Here is a 20,105-nt window from a genome sequence, read left to right as displayed (position 1 = left end):
ACCACCGTGGCCACGGCATTCGTCGACTGGGAGAACGACACCATCACCTACAGCAGCGCCGGCCACCCCCCACCGGCACTCCTGCAAGGGGACGGAACCGTCGAGTTCCTGGACCAGGCCACCGACCCGCCACTGGCCGCCCGCCCCCAGCACGGCCCCCGCACCCAGGCTGTCGCGGCCTTCCGCGAGGGCGCCGCCCTCGTGCTCTACACCGACGGACTCATCGAACGCCGCGGCGAGGACATCGACACGGGCCTCACCCGGCTCGCCGACTCCCTGACCCGCCACCGCGCAGACGAACCCGAAGCTCTCGCCGACGCCGTACTCACCGACCTGCTCCCACCCGGCGACGCCACCGACGACACCGCCCTGCTCATCGTGCGCCTATGAACCCGGCCGTCACGTTCGCGCGCTCGGCCGTACAGTGCCCTCGCCGCCGGCACGGCGGGCGGTGACGGCGGAGCTGCCCGATCAGCCGGGCAGTGACAGTCCGTTGAGGAGCACTTCGGCCACGTTCTCGGCATAGAGCCGCACGCGTGTTTCCTCCGTCGACGTGAGCTCCGGGTTCATCATCGAGGCGAGCGCGATCTGGCCGTAGAGCGCTGATCCGCCCGAGGTGAGCAGGAAATAGAAGGTCTCGTACGGGACTTTCTTGATTCTGCCCTGATCGTGAAGCAGTTCAAAAACGGGAATGAACCGTGACCTTATGGGCTCGATGTAGTGGTGGTAGAGATATTCCAGACGCTCTGTGGCGGCCGCGCCCTCCAAGGTGACGAGGCGGGCCAGATAAGGGCGCGTTGCCGAGTACTCGATGAAATTTCGGATCAGCATCCTCAACCGAACCATGGGGTCGGCCGATTCGTCGTCCGCGGCCACCAGGTAATCCACGAGAGGGTGGAAGGCCCAGTCGACGGCCGCCTGCCACAGTTTCGCCTTCGAACCGAAGCGTTGGTAGAGAAGATTGCGGCTGACGCCCAGTTCGTCATTTACCGTCCGTAGCGACACCCCGTTGTATCCGTGCACCGAGAAAGCCTCGATCGCGGCGGCCATGACCTGGTCGTTCGGGGCGAGTTGCGCGTCCTTGGGCGGACGTCCGCGGGGGCGGGTGACGCGGGGCGGATTATCAGGCATGGGGCCAGTTTAGCGGCCTCTCCTCTCCTCCGTGGGGCCGGAGGAGAGGAGACGAGAGGCGGGCGGGGCGGCTATTCCTTTACCGCGTCAGCTTGTCGACGGGCTTGAACTTCGCTTCGCCGCCTTCGAGGTTCGTATTGAGGAATGCGTGCCGATCGCGTCGGTTGACCTGGTCGATCCATCCGGCCACACCGGGGACGTTTCGGCGCAGGGTCTCGCGCGTCAGGTTCCCGGGCACTCGGGCGAGGGGAGCGAATCGCCACAGGCCGGCGTCGGGCAGGCCCGTATTCCGGTAGCTTTCGTCGCCCAGGTAGAAGCGGGCATGACCGAGCTGTGCCTTGTAGCGCAGCCTGCCGTAGACCTGGCGCAGTCCCTTGGCGTTCTCCGGGGGAAGGTAGGTGTCCATGAACGACCGGCACAGTTCCCGGGAGTCGTCGTCGATCTTCGGTTCCTCCGAGAGCCCGAGCAGCAGGTTGGCCAGGAAGCCCTCGGCCACCGTCTCCGGGTACCACGGCGCCTCGACGCCCATGAGGTGTCCGACATAGCGCCAGTGGTGCATCATCGCCTCGACGTCGGCGTCGGTGGGGCGGTAGCCGAGCAGCTTCAGCTGCATCCCGGGGGCGAACGAGCTGAGCAGCAGCGTCCCGGTCTGCGCGAACTGGCTGATGGGCATGCCCAGTCGGTCCCGGTCCCACTCGGGGTGCGGCAGCAGGGTGTGACGGATCATCGAGTGCAGGACGCGTACGAACACCGCGGAGCGGCGTCCCACGGCACCGGGTCGCATGGCTCCGGGCTCGGTGGTGTCGGTCCAGAGGCGGGAGGTCTCCACGAACCGGCCGAACGCCGAACCGCCGGTGTAGGCGCCGGTGAGCGCGAGCGGCTTGGCGACGGTCTCCAGGCCGTACGCGTTGAACGTGGACATTCCGAAGAACGGGTACAGCTCCTTGTACCGCCGGAAGACCTCCGCGCCGTGCTCGACCTTGTCCCAGTCCACCCACTCGGGGTCGGTGTTGATCTGGTCGAACAGCGTCACCAGTTCCGGAGACGGATCGGCGACGCTCCTGATGCCGCCGTGCAGCGCCAGCTCGACGTCCTTGCGGGCGCGGGACCTGCCCTTGGGCGAGGCGAAGCAGGCGTCGATGTAGGCGTCACCGAGCCGGTCCCCGGTGTTCATGGCCCGCCCGAAGGCCTTCGCCAGGTCCTCGGGGACGTCGAGCGGGCACTTGGCGTAGCGTTCGAGTTGTGCCTTGAGCGCCTGGCCCTTGGGGCTCGCGGCCGTCTCGAAGTACGTGAAGATCGTGGGGATCGCCACTTCGGTCGAATGCGTCATTGATCTCACCGCTTTCAGGTGGTCGGGGTGTTTCCGGCGGCCAGTTCGGCCGCCAGGTCGCGGGCGACGCGGAGGGCGGCAGCCTCGTCCGCCAGGGATCCGTCGCGGCGCAGCAGCCCGGTGAGGAACGCCGCGCCGCGCAGGTCTCGTCGGGGCGGGCCCAGTAGCACATGGGTGTGCGGACTGCCCTCGCCGAGCGAGTAGGTGTAGGCCCGTTCCGAGCCGGTCACGCGGGTCACCGCCGCGCTCAACCGGGCCAGGAGCGGGCCGAGTTCGGCGGCCTCGACGTCGTCCAGACCGGCGAGTCCCTCGGTGTGCCGAAGTGTCTGGACCGCGACCCAACCCGGCGCGGGTATCGCCGGGTGCGTGGACACCCCCCAGTGCCCGGTCCGCAGCAGCCAGCCGGGATCCGAGTGCGCGAGCGTGCCGGCCCGTGCGCAGAGCACGCATCCGTCGCCCGTCATCCCTCCTCCCGCCGGGTTCCGGCGCGTGGCGGGGCGATCGTGTTGGTCAGCGTGCCGATCCTGTCGAGCGTGACCGACACCACGTCGCCGGCCGCCAGGAACCGTCCGTCGGCGCTGCCGGTCCCTCCGGGGGTTCCGGTGAGGATCACGTCACCGGCTTCCAGCGTCAGGAACGAGCTGACGTAGGCGAGGAGTCGGGGAATGGAGAAGATGAGCTCGGCCGTCGAGGAACGCTGGCGTACGACACCGTTCACCTCGGTGGTGAGACGCAGCGCGCCGTGCAGCCGCAGTTCGTCGGCGGTGAGCAGGGCGGGCCCGAGCGGCTTGAAGCCGTCGAACCCCTTGGCGAGGGCCGGGTTGGCCATCGGCAGTGCCGGGTTCTCACCGAACTGGACGTCACGCGCCGAGAGGTCGTCGGCCACGGTCCCGCCCGCGACGAAGTCCCAGGCGGCCGCCTCGGGAATGTCGCGGCCGGTGCGTCCGATCACGAGGGCCAGCTCGCCCTCGTAGTCGACCCGCTTCGGCGCGGACTCCGGCAGGTGGACGGCCGCGCCCGGGGAGGTGACGGCGGAACCGGGGATCAGGTGGAAGCGGGGGAGGACGGGCAGCGGGCTGTCCGTCTCGGTGGCGTGGTCCCGGTAGTTGAGGCCGATGACGACGATCTTGCCGGGGCGCCGTACCGGGGGTGCGAAGGCGGTTCGCTCCCGGTCGATCTCCTTGACGGGCCGCAGGTCCGCCACCTCGGCAAGCCGGTCTTCGACGATGAAGTCCTCCAGCGATCGGTCCGGGGCGTGGAGGAGGTGCAGTCCGTCGGGGCCGACCCGCGCGATGCCGTCGCCGGTCTGTGCGAGCAGCATGATGTTCTCCGTTCCTCAGTTCGTGGGTTCCCGGGCGTCCCGGTGCCCGGCGGACCGGCCGGCCACCTGGTCCACCAGCGCGTCGGGGTCGGCGGGGCAGGTGTCACCGCGCCAGGCGACGATGCCGTCGGGGCGTACCAGCGCGATGGCGCACCCGTACGTCTGGCGGGCGCCGTCGGCGCCGACCCACTCCTCGTCGAGGGGGATCCCCCGGATGCGGAATGCCTGGGCCAGGGCCCCGGCGTCCACCGCGGGGGCGAGGTTGAGGAGGGTGAAGTGCCCACGGAAGAGGTCGAGTACGGAGCCTCCGCCGGCCAGCGGGACGTGCGGGGCGCGGTGCCCGGGGCGGGCCGTGGGGACGTACTCCTCCGGGTCCTCGGGGGGCTCGGGGGTCCCGTCGGAGACGACGAGCGGTGACTGCGGGTAGCGCACGCCGAGCTGGACGCCGAGGGAGCGCCACTCGGTCCGGCGGGTGGCCGTGATCCGCTCGCCGACGAGGTCGCGTGCTTCCTTCTGCGCCGGGTCGTCGAGGGCCGGGTCGGGCAGGATCGCGTGGTCCGCACGGTAGTTGTGCCAGGCGCGGCGGACCATGCGCTCGGCGTGCGGTCGGCGCTCGGCGGTGTACGTGTCGAGCAGGGCGTCCGGAGCCCAGCCGCGCAGCACGCCCTCCAGCTTCCAGCCGAGGTTGGCCACGTCGCCGAGGCCGGTGTTCATGCCGTGCCCGCCCGAGGGCCACATGCGGTGCGCGGCATCGCCCGCCAGCAGCACATGGCCCGACCGGAAGGACTCGGCGACCACCGCGTCGCCGCTCCACTCCCGGGCGTCGAGCACCTCGACCTCCCCGACCGGGCAGTCGAGCGCGTCGGCGACGGTGGCACGCACCTCGGCGGGGGCGGGCGACTCGCCGTCCGCGAGCGGGTAGGTGACGCGCCACTGGGCATCGCCGTCGAGCGAGCCGAGGATCATGCGACGCGGGTTGAGCAGGTAGTACTGCACGGCCGGGGCGTGTGGGACGCGGTCGCGGAGCCCGGGAAGGCTGACGAAGGCGCCCTGCCAGCGGGCCCGGACGTCGGCCGAGTCCCGCAGCGACCCGATGCCCAGGGCCTTGCGGACCGGAGAGGCCGCACCGTCGCACGCCACCAGGTAGCGCGCCCGCACCGTCCGGCGGCCGTACGCCTGCGAGGAGAGCCGTACGGTGACACCGTGCGGGCCGTCGTCGAACGCGTCGCACGTCCACCGGTGGCGCAGGTCCACCGTGGTCTCGGCGGCGGCGCGCTCCCGCAGGGTGAGGTCGAACCAGAACTTCGGCCACCACACGCCCCCTTCGGGGCTCAGCCCGTGCGTGGTGTCGCGCCGGTCCGCGTTGCAGGGGCGGGGGAAGCGGGCCAGCTCGTACGTGGTCATGCGGGAGACGAAGGAGACGTCCCGCCGTGTGTCGGCGGGGAAGCCGCTGCGGAGTACGGCGGAGTCGGCGATGCCCCAGCGGCGCAGGAGTTCCATGGACGCGGTGTCGACGGACTCCGCCGTCGGGTAGCGGACCACGCCGTCCTCACGCTCGACGAGGAGCACGGACAGCCGGCGGGAGCCCAGTTCGACGGCGGCCGCAAGGCCCACGGGACCGCCGCCGACGATCACCACGTCGTACGTGGCGTCGTCCGAGAGGCCGCCGGTGGGGCCCGGCGCGGAAGTGAGTCTCATCGTTCCCAGACCAATGCGCTCAGGTCCCGGCCGGCCTCCCGGCCCTCGATCAGACGCTCCGGGTCGAGCGGGAAGCCGCCCGGGTTGCTCCTGAACTCCTCGGTCGCCATGAAGTCCTGCATCTCCTGCTGCGAGGAGAAGTTGAGGGACGACAGCTCGACGCGGTTCCCGTCCGGATCGAGGTAGTAGAAGCTCGTCCCCGGGCCGTGGTTGGACGCCTCCACCGGAAGGAAGCCGGCCGCCTTCAGGGTGCGGTAGAGATCCAGCAGGGCGTCGGCGGTCGGTGTCCGCAGCTGGAAGTGGTGCAGTCCGCGCGAGGACCTGCCCGGCCCGAGGTCCGGGCACTCGAAGACGGCGATGCGCTCGGTGTAGGGGTGGTCGAAGTAGAAGTTGAAGAAGCAGATGCGCGACGGCTCGTCCGGGTCGTCGGACGGGGGCGGTGTCATCTCCACGCTGCGCGGCTGACCGAGCAGCATCGAGTAGAAGTCGCAGAGGCGGTCGTAGCCGGTCGTCCGCAGCACGACCTCGGACAGGCGAATCCCTGACATTGTCTTTCGTCCTTGCCTGATGGGGGAGTTGGCGGCTCGTAGGGGGAGTCGGCGGTTCAGTGGACGAGGACGGCCTTGACGGCCGCCCCCGAACGCACCTCGTCGACGGCCTTGTTGATGTCGTCCAGTGCGTAGGTGCGGATCATGGCCTCCAGCGGGAAGCGGCCCTTGGCGTGGAGGTCGAGGACGCGGGGGACGAGGACCGCCGGAGCCTGGTGGCCGACGATCGAACCGGTCACGGTCCGTCCTTCGAGAAGCGCGAACGCGCTGGTCCGCAGCTCAGCGTCCGGGGCGACGCCGAGGATCGCGGCACTTCCCAACGGGGCGAGCGCGGCCACGGCCTGCGCCATCACCTCGGGTACGCCGCTGGACTCCACGCTGAAGTCGACGCCCGGTCCGCCGGTCAACTCCCGTATCCGCTCGACGGCGAGACCTTCGGTGGCGTCGGTGGCGTCGAGCACGTCGGTCGCGCCCAGGTGGGCGGCGAGGTCGAGCCGCGCCGAGTGCGGGTCGGTCACGATGATCCGCGCGGCGCCCGCCGCCGCGGCCGCCATGACCGCGCTCAGCCCGACGGCTCCGGCGCCGAAGACAGCGACCGTGCTGCCCGGCTCCACCTCCAGCAGGTTCCAGACCGCGCCGGCGCCGGTGATGACACCGCAGCCCAGCGGAGCGAGCACGTGATCGGGAAGGTCCGTCACGCCGACCTTGATCAGGCTGCTGGGCCTGCACAGCCCGTGTCCGGCGAAGGACGACTGTCCGAAGAAGTGGTCGTGCACGGGCTCGCCCGAGGCGTCGCGCAGTCCGACCGAGCCGTCGGCGCGCCGGGCAGCGAAGTTCAGCGGGAAGTGGAGGGGGCAGTACGCGGGCCGTCCGCTGAGGCAGTTCCGGCAGGTACCGCAGTAGCTGAAGCTGGCCACCACCCGGTCGCCGGGCCCGAACCCGGTGACGGCGGCGCCGACCGCCTCCACCACACCGGCCCCCTCGTGCCCGGCGACGACCGGGAGAGGTGTGGGCATACGTCCGGCGGCCACCTCCAGGTCCGTATGGCACAGCCCGGCCGCGGTGAAGCGCACCAGCACCTCGTCCGGGCGGGGATCGCCGATGCTCAGCTCCTCGAGCGCGAAGGGGTCCTCGCTGTCCGGCCGGCACACCGCCGCTTTCACACTGTTCATGGCAAGCCTTTCGGAGGGGGCGGCCCGTTCATCGGAGCGAGACAGGCCGGAGTTCGGGGAAGTGCGGGCCGACGAGCGGCGTGTCCGTGGCGCGCAGCGTCTCCAGCCAGCGCGCTCGGGTGGCCGCCGCGGCCGGCGCGTCCCAGTCGAAGCCGCAGCGCCAGTGCGGGTGGTCCAGTGCCGCCGGGTGGTGGAAGAGGTCACCGACCAGGGCGAGGCTCCGGCCCCGCGACTCGATCACGGCGACGGAGGCGCCAGGGGTGTGGCCCGGCGCGTGCACGAGACGCAGCCAGTCGTACGGCGAGACGGAACCGCCCTCCCACAGCGCGGCCGCGTCCCGCAGTGGAGCGACCTTGCCGCGTACGGCGTCGTCCGCGTCCCCGTCCACGAAATGCTTCCAGTCCTCGGCGTGGATGTGATGCCTGGCCTGGGGGAACGTGGGGACACCCGCGGTGGAGGCCCAGCCCACATGGTCGATGTGGAGATGGCTGAGGACCACATCCGTTACGGAGCCGAGCGGGCAGTGCAGCTTCTCCAGCCGCTCCGGGAGGAGTTCGCGGACCGAGGGCAGTTCACCGTCGGGCAGCAACCGCGGGGCGAGTCCGCCGCCCAGGTCGAAGACGACGCGATGTCCCTGCCGGTCGGTGGCGAGGAATCCGCCGAACGGGATCTGAAGCATCCCGTGCCGGTCGAGGACGCCGGGGAGGGCCTGCCAGACGGTCATCGGCACGTCCGGGTAGAGCAGGTTCGGCGGCATCGGTACGACGCCGTCGGCGAGGGGTTCGACTGTCACATCACCTATCTCCATGCCTCGAACGTAACCATTAAAGTGTCGAGCGTCAATTTATTGAGCGCAGTAGACGGGGTCTAGAAGGTTCAGTCGGCCGTTCCATCGCTCTTTAAATTGACGACCGACAGTTTCCTGCCTATGGTCGGCAGCACACCACAGAGCAGAGGAGTACCGTCGTGCCTGGTCAGCGGATTGATGTGCACACTCACGGCGTCTCGGACGAGGCGATGACGGCGATCGCGGGCCGGGGCTTCCGGCCGACCGGCGGATACCGCATCTCGGTGCGGTGGACACCGGAGGCCGCGCTCGCCTACATGGACAGGCAGGAGATCGCCGCCCAGCTCGTGTCCATGCCGATCTCCTTCGCGGGGGCGGACGACGACCCGGACTTCGGGACGCGCCTGGCCCGTCTGATCAACGAAGGGCACGCCGAACTGATCGCGAAGCACCCCGGCCGCTTCGGAGCCTTCGCGACGCTCCCGGCGGACGGCCCCGACGAGGCACTGGCGGAAGTCGCGTACGCCCTGGACGAGCTGAAGCTCGACGGAGTGGTGCTGACCTCGAACGTACTGGGGCGCTACCTCGGCGATCCGTCCCTCGAACCCGTACTGGCGGAGCTGGCACGGCGCGAGGTGCCGGTCTTCGTCCACCCCGAGGACTGCCCGCACATCGACGTCCTCGGATTCGGCCGGCCGAGCTCGATCGTCGAGTTCCCCTTCGACACCGCGCGCACCATCACCAACGCGCTTTACACCGGCGTCTTCCAGCGGCATCCCGGGCTGCGGCTGATCCTGGCGCACTGCGGAGGGGCCCTGCCCGCGCTCGGCTGGCGGATCGGCGAGCACACCGTCATGGGACGAGGGCCCGCGGACGCGGACATCGATCCCGCTCATGTCGCCGAGGTGCTGCGCGGGCTCTACTACGAGACGGCACTGGCCGGAAGCCGCAACTCCCTGCTGCCGACACTCGAAGTGACCTCGGCCGATCACATCCTGTTCGGCACCGACTGGCCGGCGGCCCCGGAACCCACCGTCGTGCACAACATCGAGAACCTCACGGGCTTCGACGGCTTCACCGAGGACGACCTCCGGGGTGTGGAACGGGACAACGCGCTCAGGCTGTTCCCCAGGTTCGCCTGAGCCCCTGGCGGCGCGGTGCCGTGAGTACCGGGCGGAGCCCCTGCGCGGTGGAAGGCGAATCCGCCGCGGGTCGTCGGTCCGATGGTCGGAACGGTGAATTCGGGACGTGGCAGGACGCGGGGATCCCCGAAGTGTTCACGAGGGGGCAGCATTCACACCACGCGCGCCGGCACTCACCGCACTCCCCGGACGGATGTCAAGTGGCCATCGGGTTCCCGCCGGTTCGGTCGGAAGCCGCGGACATGGGTCGCTGTCCGTAACCTCCAGGGAGGGCTAGTCTGTTCGAACAGGCCCCGGCCCCCGGCACTGACGCGTTGCTCCGCTCCGGGGAGGCCCGCCGTGTTCGTTCTGCTTCTCGTCCTGATCGTGGTCCTGTTCGGCCTCGGCTTTCTCCATCCCCTGTGGTGGGTGGCCGCGGCCGTGTTGATCTTCGGCTTCACCCGCTACGGCCGCGGTCGCGGGGGAGGCCGGATCGACGGCGACGGGTCCGATCTCGGGGACTACCGGGACTACCGGGAGCGCCGGGACCGTCAGGACCGCTGGGACCGCCGCTACAGCCGTCAGAACCGGGCGCGCTGGAGGCGCGAGGACCGTCGGGACGATGAACGCCGCGGGTGACCGGTACACCGGCCCGGCATCCAGAGATTCCCGGGCGCCATGGAGCCACGCGCCGCCGGCGGCCGGTCCTGCAACCGGCGGGCCACGTGCGCATCCCGCGGATGCGGACGGACCAGGACGTCGGTGATCGCGAAGACACCGCCGGGCGCGGTGAGTTGCCCGACTCCGCGCGACAGCGCCGCGTCGATCCCGGGCCGCAGGAAGCTGTCGCTGCGCACCGGGGGAGCAGGAATCCGTCGCCGCGCACCGAGAACAGGAAGCCGTCGCCGCGCACCGGGAACAGGAATCCGTCGCCGCGCACCGGGAAGCCGAACTCGCAGCCCACTAGGCCGTCCGTCGCCGCGATCGCCATGGCGAAACCGGGCCGGCGGATGTCAGCGGTGAGACGGCTGGGAAAGCGCCGGCGGCCGAGACGTCGGCACGCCTCAGGAGACGACGTCCCGCGGGAATCCATGTGCAGATCCGTCAGCGTCCCGCTCAGATGCCGCGCCTGCCGGCGGTCGCCCCGACGCGACCGGACCGCGAGCGGCAAGCGGTTGTGTCCGGTGCGGCGGGACGGGGACGGCCGGGGCCGGGACACCCCCGGGAGGAGGCGGCGGATGGCCGGACGGAACGCCGAGGAGCAGGACCCCGGAGCCGGTCAGGTCGAGTAGCAGGCCCAGTGTCCGTGGCGGATGGTGCAGTCGTAGGGTTCCGCCGGCCTCGGTGGACTTCTGCGCGGCATGCAGGAAGGTGTTGAGACCGCTGCAGTCGCAGAAGGTGACGGGAGTCAGGTCGATGTCGATGGTGCGGATACCGTCGCTCAGACACTGCGCCAGTGCCCTGCGCACCAGCGGGGCGGATTCCAGGTCGATCTCGCCGGCCAGGGTGATGAGTGCCCGTTTCCTTCGGTCATGACGGTAGACGGTGAGCTGAGGGAGGGGCATGACGCCTCGGTTCGCAGGACCGTACGGCAGCGGGCGCGGTGACGCCGGGAGTCCCGGCCTCCTTGGCGCACTGCCGGCCAGGGCGTGGATTCGGCGGAGGTGAAGCAACGGCAGGGTCCGCGGCCCGTGTTGCGGAACAGCGGATCCACCCGATTCCTTCCGGTGATGCGCCGGGTGGCGGACGAAGACTCCGCTCCCCGCAGCCATCTGTGTCGATCAACGACAAGCCGCCGAGGTCTGGGACGTCCGTACGACAGCATAGTCCTCGACCCGGTCCGACGGACAGTCCGAAGCCGTCCGCTCCACGTACCGCGGCGATGCCGGGAGATGGAGCCGCGCGGGCATCTCCCGTTCCCTGTGCGGTACTTGGGCAGGGCGGCCCGCGCGACCCCCGACATGCCGACCCCGGTGCTCACGCTGCCGCAGGCCCGGGCGAGGACGGAGTGCCGTCGAACCATCCGTGACCCCGCACGGGAGCAGGGACAGGCGGGCTGAGCAGCGCCTTCGGCGGCTGTCGGCCGGAATCTGCGCCGCGCTGAGCGGGCCGGGGCCGAGGATCTCCCTTCCGGGATCCTCGGCCCCGGCCCGCAGGCATGGGCCCAGCCCGCCCGCCGGTCGGTCGGTCGGTCGGGATGCCGGCACCGGATCCCGGTGATGACTAGGCCGTGTCGGCGTGACGCCCGGTTGATCCGGGATCCACGCGCGGTGGTCAGCGGGCGCGCTAGCCTGTTTACGACGGGAAGGCGCCCGGGGCCGGGCGACCGGCGCCAGGGTGTCGGGCGCGGATAGCAAGGCGGTCCTTGGACGGTGCCTCCAGCAGCTCCCCGGCTGATCGACCGGGACGATCTCGTCGCTGCCCTCGATCGCGCGGCGGCGGGCAAGGTGACGGTCATCTCGGCTCCGGCCGGCAGCGGGAAGACGACGTTGCTGCGCGCCTGGGCCGACCGGCCGGGCCGGTCACGTCGGCTGGCCTTCGTGCAGGTGCCGCGCGGTCAGCAGGACGCCCAGCAGTTCTGGCTGGCTCTGCTCGGTGCGGTTCGCCGGGCCACCGGCGCGGACGGCGGTGCGGCACTGCCGGCAGCGACACCCGACTTCGACGCGTCGGCGATGGTCGACCGGGTGTTGTCGGAGATGGCCGACGCCCACGGCGGCGTCACGCTGGTCATCGATGATCTCCACGAGCTGCTCTCGCCGGAGGCCCCCACTCAGCTCACCCGGCTGCTGACCAGCCTTCCTCCGCAGGCGCACGCGATACTGACGATGCGCCACGATGTCCGGCTGCGGCTGCACCGGCTGCGCCTGACGGGCGAGCTCGACGAGATCCGCGCCGCGGACCTGCGTTTCTCCGAGCGCGAGACCCGCGCACTGCTCGACGCCTCGGGCATCGCGCTCTCCGACTCCGGGGCGGCGCTGCTGCACCGGCGCACCGAAGGGTGGGCCGCGGGCCTGCGGCTGGCGACGCTCTCCCTGGCCGGCCATCCCGACCCCGAGCGGTTCGTCGCGGAGTTCTCCGGCAGCGACCGCACGGTCGCCGAGTACCTGATCGCCGAGATGCTCGAACGCCGGCCGCCCGACGTCCAGGATCTGCTGCTGCGCACCTCCCTGCCGGATCGGGTCAACGGCGAGCTGGCCGACCTGCTGACCGGCCGTCCGGGCTCGGAACAGATCCTGCTGGGTCTCGAGGACGCGAACGCGTTCGTCGAATCCCTCGACCCCGAGCGCACCTGGTTCCGCTACCACCACCTGTTCGCGGATCTCCTGCGACTGGAGTTGCGCCGGACGCTGCCCGAGGAAGTACCCGCGCTGCACCGGCGCGCCGCCGGATGGTTCACCTCGCGGGGCCAGGTGGCCGAGGCCGTCCGGCACACCCAGGCGGCCGGCGACTGGGCGGACGCGGCCCGGCTCCTGGCCGACCATGCGTTCAGCCTGGCGCTCGACGGGCAGGCGCAGACCATGCAGGCGCTGGTACGGGCCTTCCCGCCGGGCGAGGACCGCCCCGAGCTGGCCCTTGTGCGCGCCATGGGTGACCTGGGCCAGGGGCGCCTGGACCAGGCGGCCGCGCACCTGGCGGTCGCCGAGACGTACGCCGCTACGGCGCCGCCGGAGCGCCGGCGCCGCCTCGGGACGGCGGTCGCGTCGCTGCGGCTGTCACTGGCCAGACGGCGAGGTCACCTGGCCGGCGTCGTCGAGCATGTCAGGTTCCTCGGCTCCCCGGTGTCCGGGCGGTCCGACGAGGACATCGCCCTGGACAGCGACCTGCGCGCGATGGCGCTGATGAATCTGGGCACGGCCGAGGCGTGGTCGCTGGGGCTGCCGGACGCCGTACGCCACCTCCGGGAGGGCGCCGTGCTGGCCCGGGAGACCGGCCGCCCGTACCTGGAGGTCGGCTGCCTGGCGCAGCTCGGGTTCGCGCATATCTTCCATGGCGCCGACCTGCCGGGGGCCGGCGCGTTCACCGCGACCCAGCGCCAGTGCCGCGAGGCGATAGAGCTCGCCGAACGCCATGGCTGGGGCACGGAACCGGTGATCGCACCCGCGCTGGTGACCCTCGTCGGCACGATGGCGTGGCTGGGTGAGTTCGACGAGGGCGAGCGGTGGCTGCGACGCACCGAACGGGCCCTGCGGACAGACACCGGGCCGGACATCAGGCTGCTGCTGCACCAGACGGCCGCGATGCTGCACGCCGGTCGCGGCCGCCGCCGCGAGGCGCTCGAGGAGTTCCGCGCGGCCGAACACCTGGTGTCACGGCTGGAGGGATCGCAGGCGCTGGCGAGCCAGATGACCGGCTGGCTGCTCGCCACGCAAGCCCGCCTCGGGCTGTCCGCCGAAGCCCGCGCCGCCCTCGCGGCGCTGGACGACGAGCGGGCCGGCTCCGGTGAGATCCGTAACGCCCGCGCGGCGATCTGCCTGGCGGAGGGCGATCCGGCCGGGGCCCTGGACGCGTTGCACGATGTTCTCGGTGGTACGGCACCGGTTCTCGGCTACGTCACGGTCATCGAGGCGCACCTGCTCGCCGGGCTGGCCCATCGTGAACTCGGTCACCAGCGCGCCGCGAACCAGGCGACGGAACGGGCGCTGGCCCTGGCGGAGCCCGACCGGCTGGTGCTTCCGTTCGCGATGACAGGCTCCCAGGAGTTGCTGGAGGCACTGCTGCGGCACCGGACGGCACACGGCGCGCTGCTCGCCGACATCCTGGATGTCCTGTACGACTCGTCCCCGGCGGCCGCGGAGCAGCCCTCATCACCGCCGACGGCCGAGCTCAGCCCGGGCGAGCTCAGGGTGCTGCGGTATCTCCCGACGAACCTGTCCCGGCCCGAGATCGCCGGCGAACTGTCCGTCTCCCTGAACACCGTCAGCACGCACCTGCGCAGCATCTACGCCAAGCTCCAGGTTCGTGACCGGTCCTCGGCCGTGCGGCGCGCCCGGGAGCTGCGGCTGCTGGCCGCTCGCCACCGGCCCTAGCCCTGCTGCAGGTCACCGGATCCGGGTGATGCGGGGGCACCTGGACCGGGCCGCGGATCACCTTGATCCGGTGATGCCTCCTCACCTGCCTGGTGGTGATGCTCGCAGTAACCCACCTCCCAGACAGGAGTCCGACATGACCGAGGCGCTCGACTGGAACGCGAAGACCGTCGCGGAGTTCCGAGCGAACGACGGAAGGGTCGGCGGGGTCTTCGAGGGTGCCCCACTGGTCCTGGTGCATCACCTGGGCCGCAAGAGCGGGCGGGAGTACGTCACCCCGATGATGTACCTCCCGCACGACGCCGAGCCGGACATCGTCTACGTCTTCGCGACCAAGGGCGGAGCGCCCACCAACCCGGACTGGCATCGCAACCTGACGGCCGCCGGTGTCGGCGACGTCGAACGCGGGACCGAGACATATCCGGTGACCGTCCGCGAACTGTCCGGCACCGAACGCGACCGCGTCTACGCCGAGCAGGCGCGGCGCTACCCGGGATTCGCCGAATACGCGGACAAAACTGCCGGAGTGCGCACCATTCCCGTGCTCGAACTCCGACGGGCGTAGTCCACCCCCCCCAGTTCAGCCCGTTCACCGGGGCCGGCGCCCCGACGAGTCGCGAAAGAGAGAAAGCATGTCAAAGGCGGTCAGGTACGACGAGTTCGGCGGGATCGACGTGTTGCGGGTCGACGAGGTGGAACGCCCGGTACCCGGGGGTGGGCAGGTCCTCGTGCGCGTGAAGGCGGCCGGCGTCAACCCCAGTGAGGCGGCCATCCGCACGGGGGCGGTGGCGAACCTGTTCCCGTCGACGTTCCCGTCCGGGCAGGGCAGCGACCTCGCCGGGGTCGTCGAGGAGGTCGGCGCCGGGGTCGCCGGATTCGCGCCCGGCGACGAGGTGATCGGATTCACCCAGAAGCGGGCATCCCACGCCGAGCTGGTCCTGGTCGAGGCCGGTGACCTCACGCGCAAACCGGAGAAGGTCTCCTGGGAGGTGGCCGGCAGTCTGTACGTGGTCGGCGTGACCGCATGGGGGGCGGTGCACTCCGTGCGGCTCGAGAAGGGCGAGACCGTCGTCGTCTCCGGAGCCGCCGGGGGAGTCGGCTCGCTCGCCGTCCAGCTCGCGCGCCGTACCGGGGCCACGGTCATCGGCCTGGCGAGCGAGAGCAACCGCGAGTGGCTGGAAGGCCACGGCGTGATCCCGGTCGCGTACGGTGACGGCGTCGCGGACCGGATCAGGGCCGCCGCGCCCGGCGGCGTGGACGCCTTCATCGACACCTTCGGCGACGGGTACGTCGAGCTGGCCCTCGCCCTCGGCGTCGCGACCGAGCGGATCGACACCATCGCCGATTTCGCCGCCGCCCAGAAGTACGGGGTGAAGACGGACGGAGGGGCCGCGGCCGGGCCCGGCGCCGACGTGCTTGCCGAGCTCGCCGGCCTGATCGCCGACGGACACCTCGAGGTGCCGATCGCGAACGTCTACCCGCTGGCGCTGGTCCGCGAGGCCTACACCGAGCTCGAACGCCGCCATACCCACGGCAAGATCGTCCTCGTGCCCTAGGCCGGGACGGCGCAAAAGGAGCCGATCGACAGTTCTGGCACTTTCCCCGACGTGAAGCGTCCACTTATTGACGCGCCATCAAATACGGTCGCAAGAAGGGTCGTTGGCGGTCGTATGGCGATATCGAAAGAACGTACGCGCTCCATTCCTGCGGTGTAGCTTCTACCCGTCAGTAGAGGCTTGAGCAAGGGGGGACGTGTGGTTGCCTCTCCGCAGACCGACAAGTTCGCCGCCCACCTGCGGATGCTGAAGGACCGCAGCGGCCGGGGTTACGACCGCCTCGGCAAGGAGGCGGGCGTCAGTGGTTCCAGCCTGCATCGGTACTGCTCCGGCCTCAGCGTGCCGACGGACTACCGGGTCGTGCACGCCTTCGCCAAGGTGTGCGGCGCCAGTGCGGAGGAGCTCCGCGAACTGCACCGGTTGTGGGCGCTGGCGGACACCGACCGGGACGTACCGGTCACGACCGCCAAGGAGAACCCGGAAGCCGAACCGCGGGCCGATCCTGCCGTGCCCGTGCTGACGAGCCCCGCGCCCGGTGATGTCACCCCGTCGGAGATCGTCCCCGAGGAGAGCGCGACGCCGCGGCGGTCCCGGTTGCCCGAGCGGCTGTCCTCGCGTTCCGCGATCCTGGCCGCCGTGGTCGCGGTGGTGCTGGTGGCGGGCTTCGTGTGGCTGCCCGTCGGAAGCTCCGCCGGTGACGCGCCGGCGACCGGCGGCGAGCTGCTGTACTCACCCGCGTGCAAGTCGGTGAGCATGGGACAGCACGACGAGTGCGTACGCGAGGTCCAGACCCTGTTGACGCGGGCGAAGGGCACGCTCGCCGTCGACGGCGACTTCGGGCCGGAGACCCTGCGCAGGCTGACCGCGTTCCAGGTGCTGGCGGGCCTGCCGGCCACCAACGTGGTCGACGACGCCACCAAGGAGGCGCTCTACGGGCAGAAGGTGACCATGACGACCTGGCCGCCGGCGAAGGTGGCGAAGCGGATCCGTGAGGTGTTCGTCGAGGATCCCGACACCGCCGTCGCCGTCGCCCGCTGCGCGTCGTTCCTCGACCCGCTGTACGTACTGCCCAACACCAACGGCAGCCGCAACTGGGGCGTGTTCCAGATCTCCGACGCCCGCCTGCAGGACCTCCACGGCACCCCGCTGCGGGCGTTCGACCCGGACTGGAACATCAGGGCGGCGCACCAGCTGTGGAGCGTCCGGCACGACTTCCACGACTGGCCCTCCTGCGAGGCGGCGCTGAAGAACACGCCGAAGAGCACGCCCAAGAGCAAGCCGAAGAGCAAGCGCTGAGGCGCTGAAGCCCGGAGCTCCGGGTACCGAAGCGGCGGTACCCGGAGCTCCGCTCCCCCGAGCGCGGCGTCAGACCGTGCCGTTCTCCCACCACCAGGCGCGGCCCAGGTCGGCCCTGCTGTCGACGTGCTGGTGGTCGACGGTGTACGTCTCCAGGCCGGAGAACCCGCAGGTCTCCGCCTTCTGGTAGACGGTCTTGGTGGCCACGCCGGGCACGTCGAGGTCGGCGGCCGTGCCGTACAGGTGCATGCTGTCGCTGGCCCCGCCGATCTCGGCGTTGTGCGCGATGCTGCGGAAGCCGGAGTTGACCGTGATCGGCTTGTCGCCCAGCTTCTTGCGCAGCGCCTCCAGCTTGTACATGCAGCGGCGGACGTTCTCCTTCACCTGCGACGCGCTCAGCTTGCCGCCGTTGAAGGTGCCGTCCGACTGGTTGACGAACTCGCTGAAGTTGAAGTGGAGCGTGGAACCGTCCGACTGCTCCAGCGAGTTGAGCTTCGCCTGGGTGTTGGGGCCGACCTCGGCGTCGACACCGAGACCGTACGCCGCCTGGAACCGGCGTACGGCAGCCGCCGTACCGGGGCCGAAGTCCCCGTCTATGCCGACCCGGCTCTGGCTGGCGCTGTCCGCCGCCCAGCCCGCGATCCGGATCTGCAGTTCGGTCACGTCGGCACCCGTCGCGCCCTGGGTCAGGGTGCGCGACCACGAATAGGCCTGTGCGACGCCCGAGAACAGCAACTGGCCGAAGGCGACGCCGGCACCGGCGGCCAGCGTGCCGCGCAGCATGGTGCGGCGGTCGACGGGACGGAAGGAGGAGGTCATGGTCGTCCTTTCGGTAAGAGGAGGTCAGTAGGCGATCTGGAAGGTCACGTTCTGTGCGTCGATGTCATAGGCGTGCACGCGCAGGATGAAGTGGGTGCCGTCCAGGACGTCGGTGGCGACGGTTCCCCACTCGGTACCGTGGGTGGTGTACGCGTCGCCGTTGTTGCACTTGGTGGTGTGGTCGGTGAACACCACGCAGGCGTCCAGGTACACGCCCGGCTCGTCAGTGATGAGCCGTAGGTTGATGTCGTTGCACCGCGAGGACGTGGTGTAGGTGCCGTACTCCTTGGCGGCCGCCTGGTAGTGGTACGTCAGGGTCTTCGCGCCGCCGTAGCAGCTGGTGGCGGCGGCCGTGGACTGTGCGGAGGCGGGCGCGACGCCCACTCCCAGCAGGGCGGCCGCGGTGATCAGAGCCGCGGGCAGGATCCTGCTCCGGATCATGGTGGTCTCCGTTCCGTGTGAGGGGAGAGGGCAGAGGTCAGAAGGCGATCTGCAGGACGGCGTCGTCGCCCTCCAGGGGCACGCCGTTGGGCACCGTGAACTTGGTGCCGTCCAGGACGTCGGTGGCGATGGTCGTCCAGCTGCGCCCGACCTTGGTCCAGCGGTTGCAGACGCCGGTCTTCGCGAACTTCACGCAGGCGTTCACGTAGTCCGCGGTTCCGCCGGTGACCCGCATGTTGATGTCGATGCAGCGGCTGGTGGTCCAGTAGGGGCCGAAGTCGAGCACGTCCCCGTAGCGCACGGTGACGGCCCCGCCGTAGCAACTCGTGGCGGTGGCGGTGGCGGTGGCGGCCGAGGCCGCGGGTGCGGGAGCGGTGAGGCCCAGGGTGACGAACAGCGCGACGAGGGACGCGCGAGCGAACCGGGGGGTCATGGGGGTCCTCCTTGGTACGGCGGCAGGGCCGGGATCAGCGGTTGGCCAGCCGGTCGAGGTCGGCCTGGGTGCCGTTGAACACGTCCGCGGTCGCCGGTGCCTTGATGCCCGGGAACAGCGCGGCGTCGGTGTACTGCCACATCGCCCAGGTCGTCGAGCCGTTCGGCACCGGCGGCTGGGTGATCGACTGGCGGTAGTCGGCGAGTTGCAGCGGATACCGGGCGAAGGCGGTGGTCGAACCCAGGCAGTCGTCCAGGAAGGACTTCTGCGTGTAGATGATCGGGGTGCGGCCGAAGGCGGCCTCCACCTTGTCGAGCCAGGCCTTGGCGTCGGCCACCGTGCCGTAGGTGGGGCAGCGTCCGGTGCCGTCGTCCATGCGCTCCAGGTCGAACACCGGCGGCAGGTCGCCCGCCCGCTGCCCGGTGTACCCGGTGGCCCGCACGGCGGCGATGAACCGGTCGGCCTGTGCGGCACCGGTGTCGGCCGCGGTGCCCGTGTAGAAGTGGTAGGGCGCGACGGCCAGTCCCGCCGCCCTGGCCGCCGGCAGGTCGGTGGCGAGGTATTCGTCGGTGACGTTCAGGCCCCGGGTGGCCTTGACCGTCGCGAACTCGACACCCGAGGCCCGTACGGCCTTCCAGTCGATCGGCGCGCCGCCGGGGTGCTGGTACTTGGCGGTGTCCAGTCCGTCGATCGGGTAGCCGGCGGGGCGCGGCGGCGTGCAGTACGTGTTGCGGCCGGCCCAGTCCACCAGCTTCGCCCAGGTGTTGGGGCCCACGACGCCGTCGGCGCCGAGGTTGGCGCAGTGCTGGAACTCGATGACCCGGCCCTCGGTGCCGCCCCCGAAGTCGCCGTCGATCGTCAGCGGCGGGTAGTGGAAGGGCTCCATGGCCAGGTTCAGCCGGCACTGCACCTCCTCGACCTCGGTGCCCTTCGCGCCCTTCTGCAGGGTCGGCCGCGTGTCGGTGTGGCCGCACACGGCCGTCTGCGCCGTGCTCGACGTGCCCTGGGTCGCGCAGGTGTGCGGCTGGGCGGCCCAGGTGTTCAGCGCCGCCCAGGTCTGCGGGCCGAGCACGCCGTCCGCGTCCAGCCCGGCGCACCGCTGGAACTCCTTGACCCGCGTCTCCGTCGCCGGCCCGAACGAGCCGTCCGCGGCGATCGGCGTGTACCGGCTCGGCTTCGTCGCCAGATTGAGCTCGCACTGAGCCTCGACCGCCGGGTCCCCCGTCGATCCCCGCTGCAGCGTGGGTTGTGCGCTCGTGTGCCCGCAGACCGCGACCGCGGCGGCCGCGGCGGACTGCGCCGCCTGTACCGCCGTCGGCCCGTACAGGGGCAGGACCGCTGCCACGGCGAGGGTCAGACCCCGCAGAAGCGTCCTCTGTCCCATCTGGTGTTCCCCCTCAGGTTGGTAGCCGGGAGGTCCCGGCA

Annotated in this window: 20 protein-coding genes; 7 read left to right on the top strand and 13 right to left on the bottom strand. The window is 70.9% G+C overall.

Features of this window, described 5'->3' with window-relative positions; translation table 11 throughout:
* A partial coding sequence (locus tag ABZ642_RS23450) for a PP2C family protein-serine/threonine phosphatase (protein ID WP_360487307.1) occupies window positions 1–390 on the top strand: 390 nt, incomplete at its 5' end.
* Window positions 391–471: 81 nt separating this feature from the next.
* Here the strand turns inward: ABZ642_RS23450 and ABZ642_RS23445 are convergent.
* The 8 genes from ABZ642_RS23445 to ABZ642_RS23410 all read right to left on the bottom strand — a co-directional run bounded on the left by ABZ642_RS23445 (window position 472) and on the right by ABZ642_RS23410 (window position 7,993).
* Window positions 472–1,131: a TetR/AcrR family transcriptional regulator gene (locus ABZ642_RS23445; protein ID WP_360487304.1), complete on the bottom strand. Its 660-nt coding sequence runs from the start codon at window positions 1,129–1,131 to the stop codon at window positions 472–474.
* Window positions 1,132–1,210: 79 nt separating this feature from the next.
* The gene (locus ABZ642_RS23440; protein WP_360487301.1) at window positions 1,211–2,461 is read right to left on the bottom strand and encodes an oxygenase MpaB family protein; all 1,251 of its coding nucleotides are present in this window, start codon (window positions 2,459–2,461) and stop codon (window positions 1,211–1,213) included.
* Window positions 2,462–2,475: 14 nt separating this feature from the next.
* On the bottom strand, window positions 2,476–2,925 hold the full coding sequence (locus ABZ642_RS23435; RefSeq protein WP_360487298.1) for a hypothetical protein: 450 nt from the start codon (window positions 2,923–2,925) through the stop codon (window positions 2,476–2,478).
* Complete coding sequence (locus ABZ642_RS23430; protein ID WP_360487295.1) at window positions 2,922–3,782, bottom strand: fumarylacetoacetate hydrolase family protein; 861 nt, start codon at window positions 3,780–3,782, stop codon at window positions 2,922–2,924. The genes ABZ642_RS23435 and ABZ642_RS23430 overlap by 4 nt, the downstream gene beginning before the upstream one ends.
* A 15-nt stretch (window positions 3,783–3,797) precedes the next feature.
* Complete coding sequence (locus ABZ642_RS23425; protein ID WP_360487292.1) at window positions 3,798–5,480, bottom strand: FAD-dependent monooxygenase; 1,683 nt, start codon at window positions 5,478–5,480, stop codon at window positions 3,798–3,800.
* On the bottom strand, window positions 5,477–6,028 hold the full coding sequence (locus ABZ642_RS23420) for a VOC family protein (RefSeq protein ID WP_360487289.1): 552 nt from the start codon (window positions 6,026–6,028) through the stop codon (window positions 5,477–5,479). Before ABZ642_RS23420 ends, ABZ642_RS23425 begins: the two co-directional genes overlap by 4 nt.
* Before the next feature lie 56 nt (window positions 6,029–6,084).
* Entirely contained in the window at window positions 6,085–7,200 is a 1,116-nt protein-coding gene (locus ABZ642_RS23415) for an NAD(P)-dependent alcohol dehydrogenase (protein WP_360487286.1), read from the bottom strand.
* Window positions 7,201–7,228: 28 nt separating this feature from the next.
* Window positions 7,229–7,993, bottom strand: a complete 765-nt coding sequence (locus tag ABZ642_RS23410) for an MBL fold metallo-hydrolase (RefSeq protein WP_360487283.1) — start codon at window positions 7,991–7,993, stop codon at window positions 7,229–7,231.
* Between the two features lie 173 nt (window positions 7,994–8,166).
* On the opposite strand from ABZ642_RS23410, the gene ABZ642_RS23405 reads away from it, so the two are divergent.
* Both ABZ642_RS23405 and ABZ642_RS23400 read left to right on the top strand, forming a co-directional pair.
* Complete coding sequence (locus ABZ642_RS23405; protein WP_360487280.1) at window positions 8,167–9,129, top strand: amidohydrolase family protein; 963 nt, start codon at window positions 8,167–8,169, stop codon at window positions 9,127–9,129.
* Window positions 9,130–9,468: 339 nt separating this feature from the next.
* Window positions 9,469–9,747 (top strand): hypothetical protein, encoded by a 279-nt coding sequence (locus tag ABZ642_RS23400; RefSeq protein WP_360487277.1) that lies wholly within the window; start codon window positions 9,469–9,471, stop codon window positions 9,745–9,747.
* Between the two features lie 425 nt (window positions 9,748–10,172).
* On the opposite strand, the gene ABZ642_RS23395 is transcribed toward ABZ642_RS23400, so the two are convergent.
* The gene (locus tag ABZ642_RS23395; RefSeq protein WP_360487274.1) at window positions 10,173–10,673 is read right to left on the bottom strand and encodes an STAS domain-containing protein; all 501 of its coding nucleotides are present in this window, start codon (window positions 10,671–10,673) and stop codon (window positions 10,173–10,175) included.
* Window positions 10,674–11,480: 807 nt separating this feature from the next.
* Between ABZ642_RS23395 and ABZ642_RS23390 the strand changes: the two genes are divergently transcribed.
* The 4 genes from ABZ642_RS23390 to ABZ642_RS23375 all read left to right on the top strand — a co-directional run bounded on the left by ABZ642_RS23390 (window position 11,481) and on the right by ABZ642_RS23375 (window position 16,987).
* Complete coding sequence (locus ABZ642_RS23390; protein ID WP_360487271.1) at window positions 11,481–14,135, top strand: LuxR C-terminal-related transcriptional regulator; 2,655 nt, start codon at window positions 11,481–11,483, stop codon at window positions 14,133–14,135.
* A gap of 136 nt (window positions 14,136–14,271) precedes the next feature.
* Complete coding sequence (locus tag ABZ642_RS23385; RefSeq protein WP_360487268.1) at window positions 14,272–14,700, top strand: nitroreductase family deazaflavin-dependent oxidoreductase; 429 nt, start codon at window positions 14,272–14,274, stop codon at window positions 14,698–14,700.
* Between the two features lie 67 nt (window positions 14,701–14,767).
* Entirely contained in the window at window positions 14,768–15,691 is a 924-nt protein-coding gene (locus tag ABZ642_RS23380; protein WP_360487265.1) for an NADP-dependent oxidoreductase, read from the top strand.
* Window positions 15,692–15,889: 198 nt separating this feature from the next.
* A complete protein-coding gene (locus ABZ642_RS23375) occupies window positions 15,890–16,987 on the top strand; it encodes a helix-turn-helix domain-containing protein (RefSeq protein WP_360487262.1) in 1,098 nt (365 codons plus the stop codon).
* 69 nt (window positions 16,988–17,056) lie between these two features.
* Here the strand turns inward: ABZ642_RS23375 and ABZ642_RS23370 are convergent, their stop codons facing one another.
* Genes ABZ642_RS23370 through ABZ642_RS23355 form a run of 4 tightly spaced genes read right to left on the bottom strand, consistent with a single transcriptional unit; the run spans window position 17,057 to window position 20,064 of the window.
* A complete protein-coding gene (locus ABZ642_RS23370; RefSeq protein ID WP_360487260.1) occupies window positions 17,057–17,806 on the bottom strand; it encodes a D-Ala-D-Ala carboxypeptidase family metallohydrolase in 750 nt (249 codons plus the stop codon).
* Window positions 17,807–17,830: 24 nt separating this feature from the next.
* Window positions 17,831–18,247: a hypothetical protein gene (locus tag ABZ642_RS23365; protein WP_360487257.1), complete on the bottom strand. Its 417-nt coding sequence runs from the start codon at window positions 18,245–18,247 to the stop codon at window positions 17,831–17,833.
* A gap of 37 nt (window positions 18,248–18,284) precedes the next feature.
* Complete coding sequence (locus ABZ642_RS23360) at window positions 18,285–18,680, bottom strand: hypothetical protein (RefSeq protein ID WP_360487254.1); 396 nt, start codon at window positions 18,678–18,680, stop codon at window positions 18,285–18,287.
* Window positions 18,681–18,714: 34 nt separating this feature from the next.
* On the bottom strand, window positions 18,715–20,064 hold the full coding sequence (locus ABZ642_RS23355; RefSeq protein ID WP_360487251.1) for a GH25 family lysozyme: 1,350 nt from the start codon (window positions 20,062–20,064) through the stop codon (window positions 18,715–18,717).
* Between the last annotated feature and the right edge of the window lie 41 nt (window positions 20,065–20,105).

It is taken from the genome of Streptomyces sp. NPDC007157, from assembly GCF_040634235.1.
Taxonomy (GTDB): Bacteria; Actinomycetota; Actinomycetes; order Streptomycetales; family Streptomycetaceae; genus Streptomyces.
This window is presented reverse-complemented; position numbering and strand designations above follow the sequence as displayed.

Coding starts and splice junctions, on each gene's coding strand:
- ABZ642_RS23445 (WP_360487304.1), bottom strand. CDS start 1,131: ATGCCTGATAATCCGCCCCGCGTCACCCGCCCCCGCGGACGTCCGCCC.
- ABZ642_RS23440 (WP_360487301.1), bottom strand. CDS start 2,461: ATGACGCATTCGACCGAAGTGGCGATCCCCACGATCTTCACGTACTTC.
- ABZ642_RS23435 (WP_360487298.1), bottom strand. CDS start 2,925: ATGACGGGCGACGGATGCGTGCTCTGCGCACGGGCCGGCACGCTCGCG.
- ABZ642_RS23430 (WP_360487295.1), bottom strand. CDS start 3,782: ATGCTGCTCGCACAGACCGGCGACGGCATCGCGCGGGTCGGCCCCGAC.
- ABZ642_RS23425 (WP_360487292.1), bottom strand. CDS start 5,480: ATGAGACTCACTTCCGCGCCGGGCCCCACCGGCGGCCTCTCGGACGAC.
- ABZ642_RS23420 (WP_360487289.1), bottom strand. CDS start 6,028: ATGTCAGGGATTCGCCTGTCCGAGGTCGTGCTGCGGACGACCGGCTAC.
- ABZ642_RS23415 (WP_360487286.1), bottom strand. CDS start 7,200: ATGAACAGTGTGAAAGCGGCGGTGTGCCGGCCGGACAGCGAGGACCCC.
- ABZ642_RS23395 (WP_360487274.1), bottom strand. CDS start 10,673: ATGCCCCTCCCTCAGCTCACCGTCTACCGTCATGACCGAAGGAAACGG.
- ABZ642_RS23385 (WP_360487268.1), top strand. CDS start 14,272: ATGACCGAGGCGCTCGACTGGAACGCGAAGACCGTCGCGGAGTTCCGA.
- ABZ642_RS23380 (WP_360487265.1), top strand. CDS start 14,768: ATGTCAAAGGCGGTCAGGTACGACGAGTTCGGCGGGATCGACGTGTTG.
- ABZ642_RS23370 (WP_360487260.1), bottom strand. CDS start 17,806: ATGACCTCCTCCTTCCGTCCCGTCGACCGCCGCACCATGCTGCGCGGC.
- ABZ642_RS23365 (WP_360487257.1), bottom strand. CDS start 18,247: ATGATCCGGAGCAGGATCCTGCCCGCGGCTCTGATCACCGCGGCCGCC.
- ABZ642_RS23360 (WP_360487254.1), bottom strand. CDS start 18,680: ATGACCCCCCGGTTCGCTCGCGCGTCCCTCGTCGCGCTGTTCGTCACC.
- ABZ642_RS23355 (WP_360487251.1), bottom strand. CDS start 20,064: ATGGGACAGAGGACGCTTCTGCGGGGTCTGACCCTCGCCGTGGCAGCG.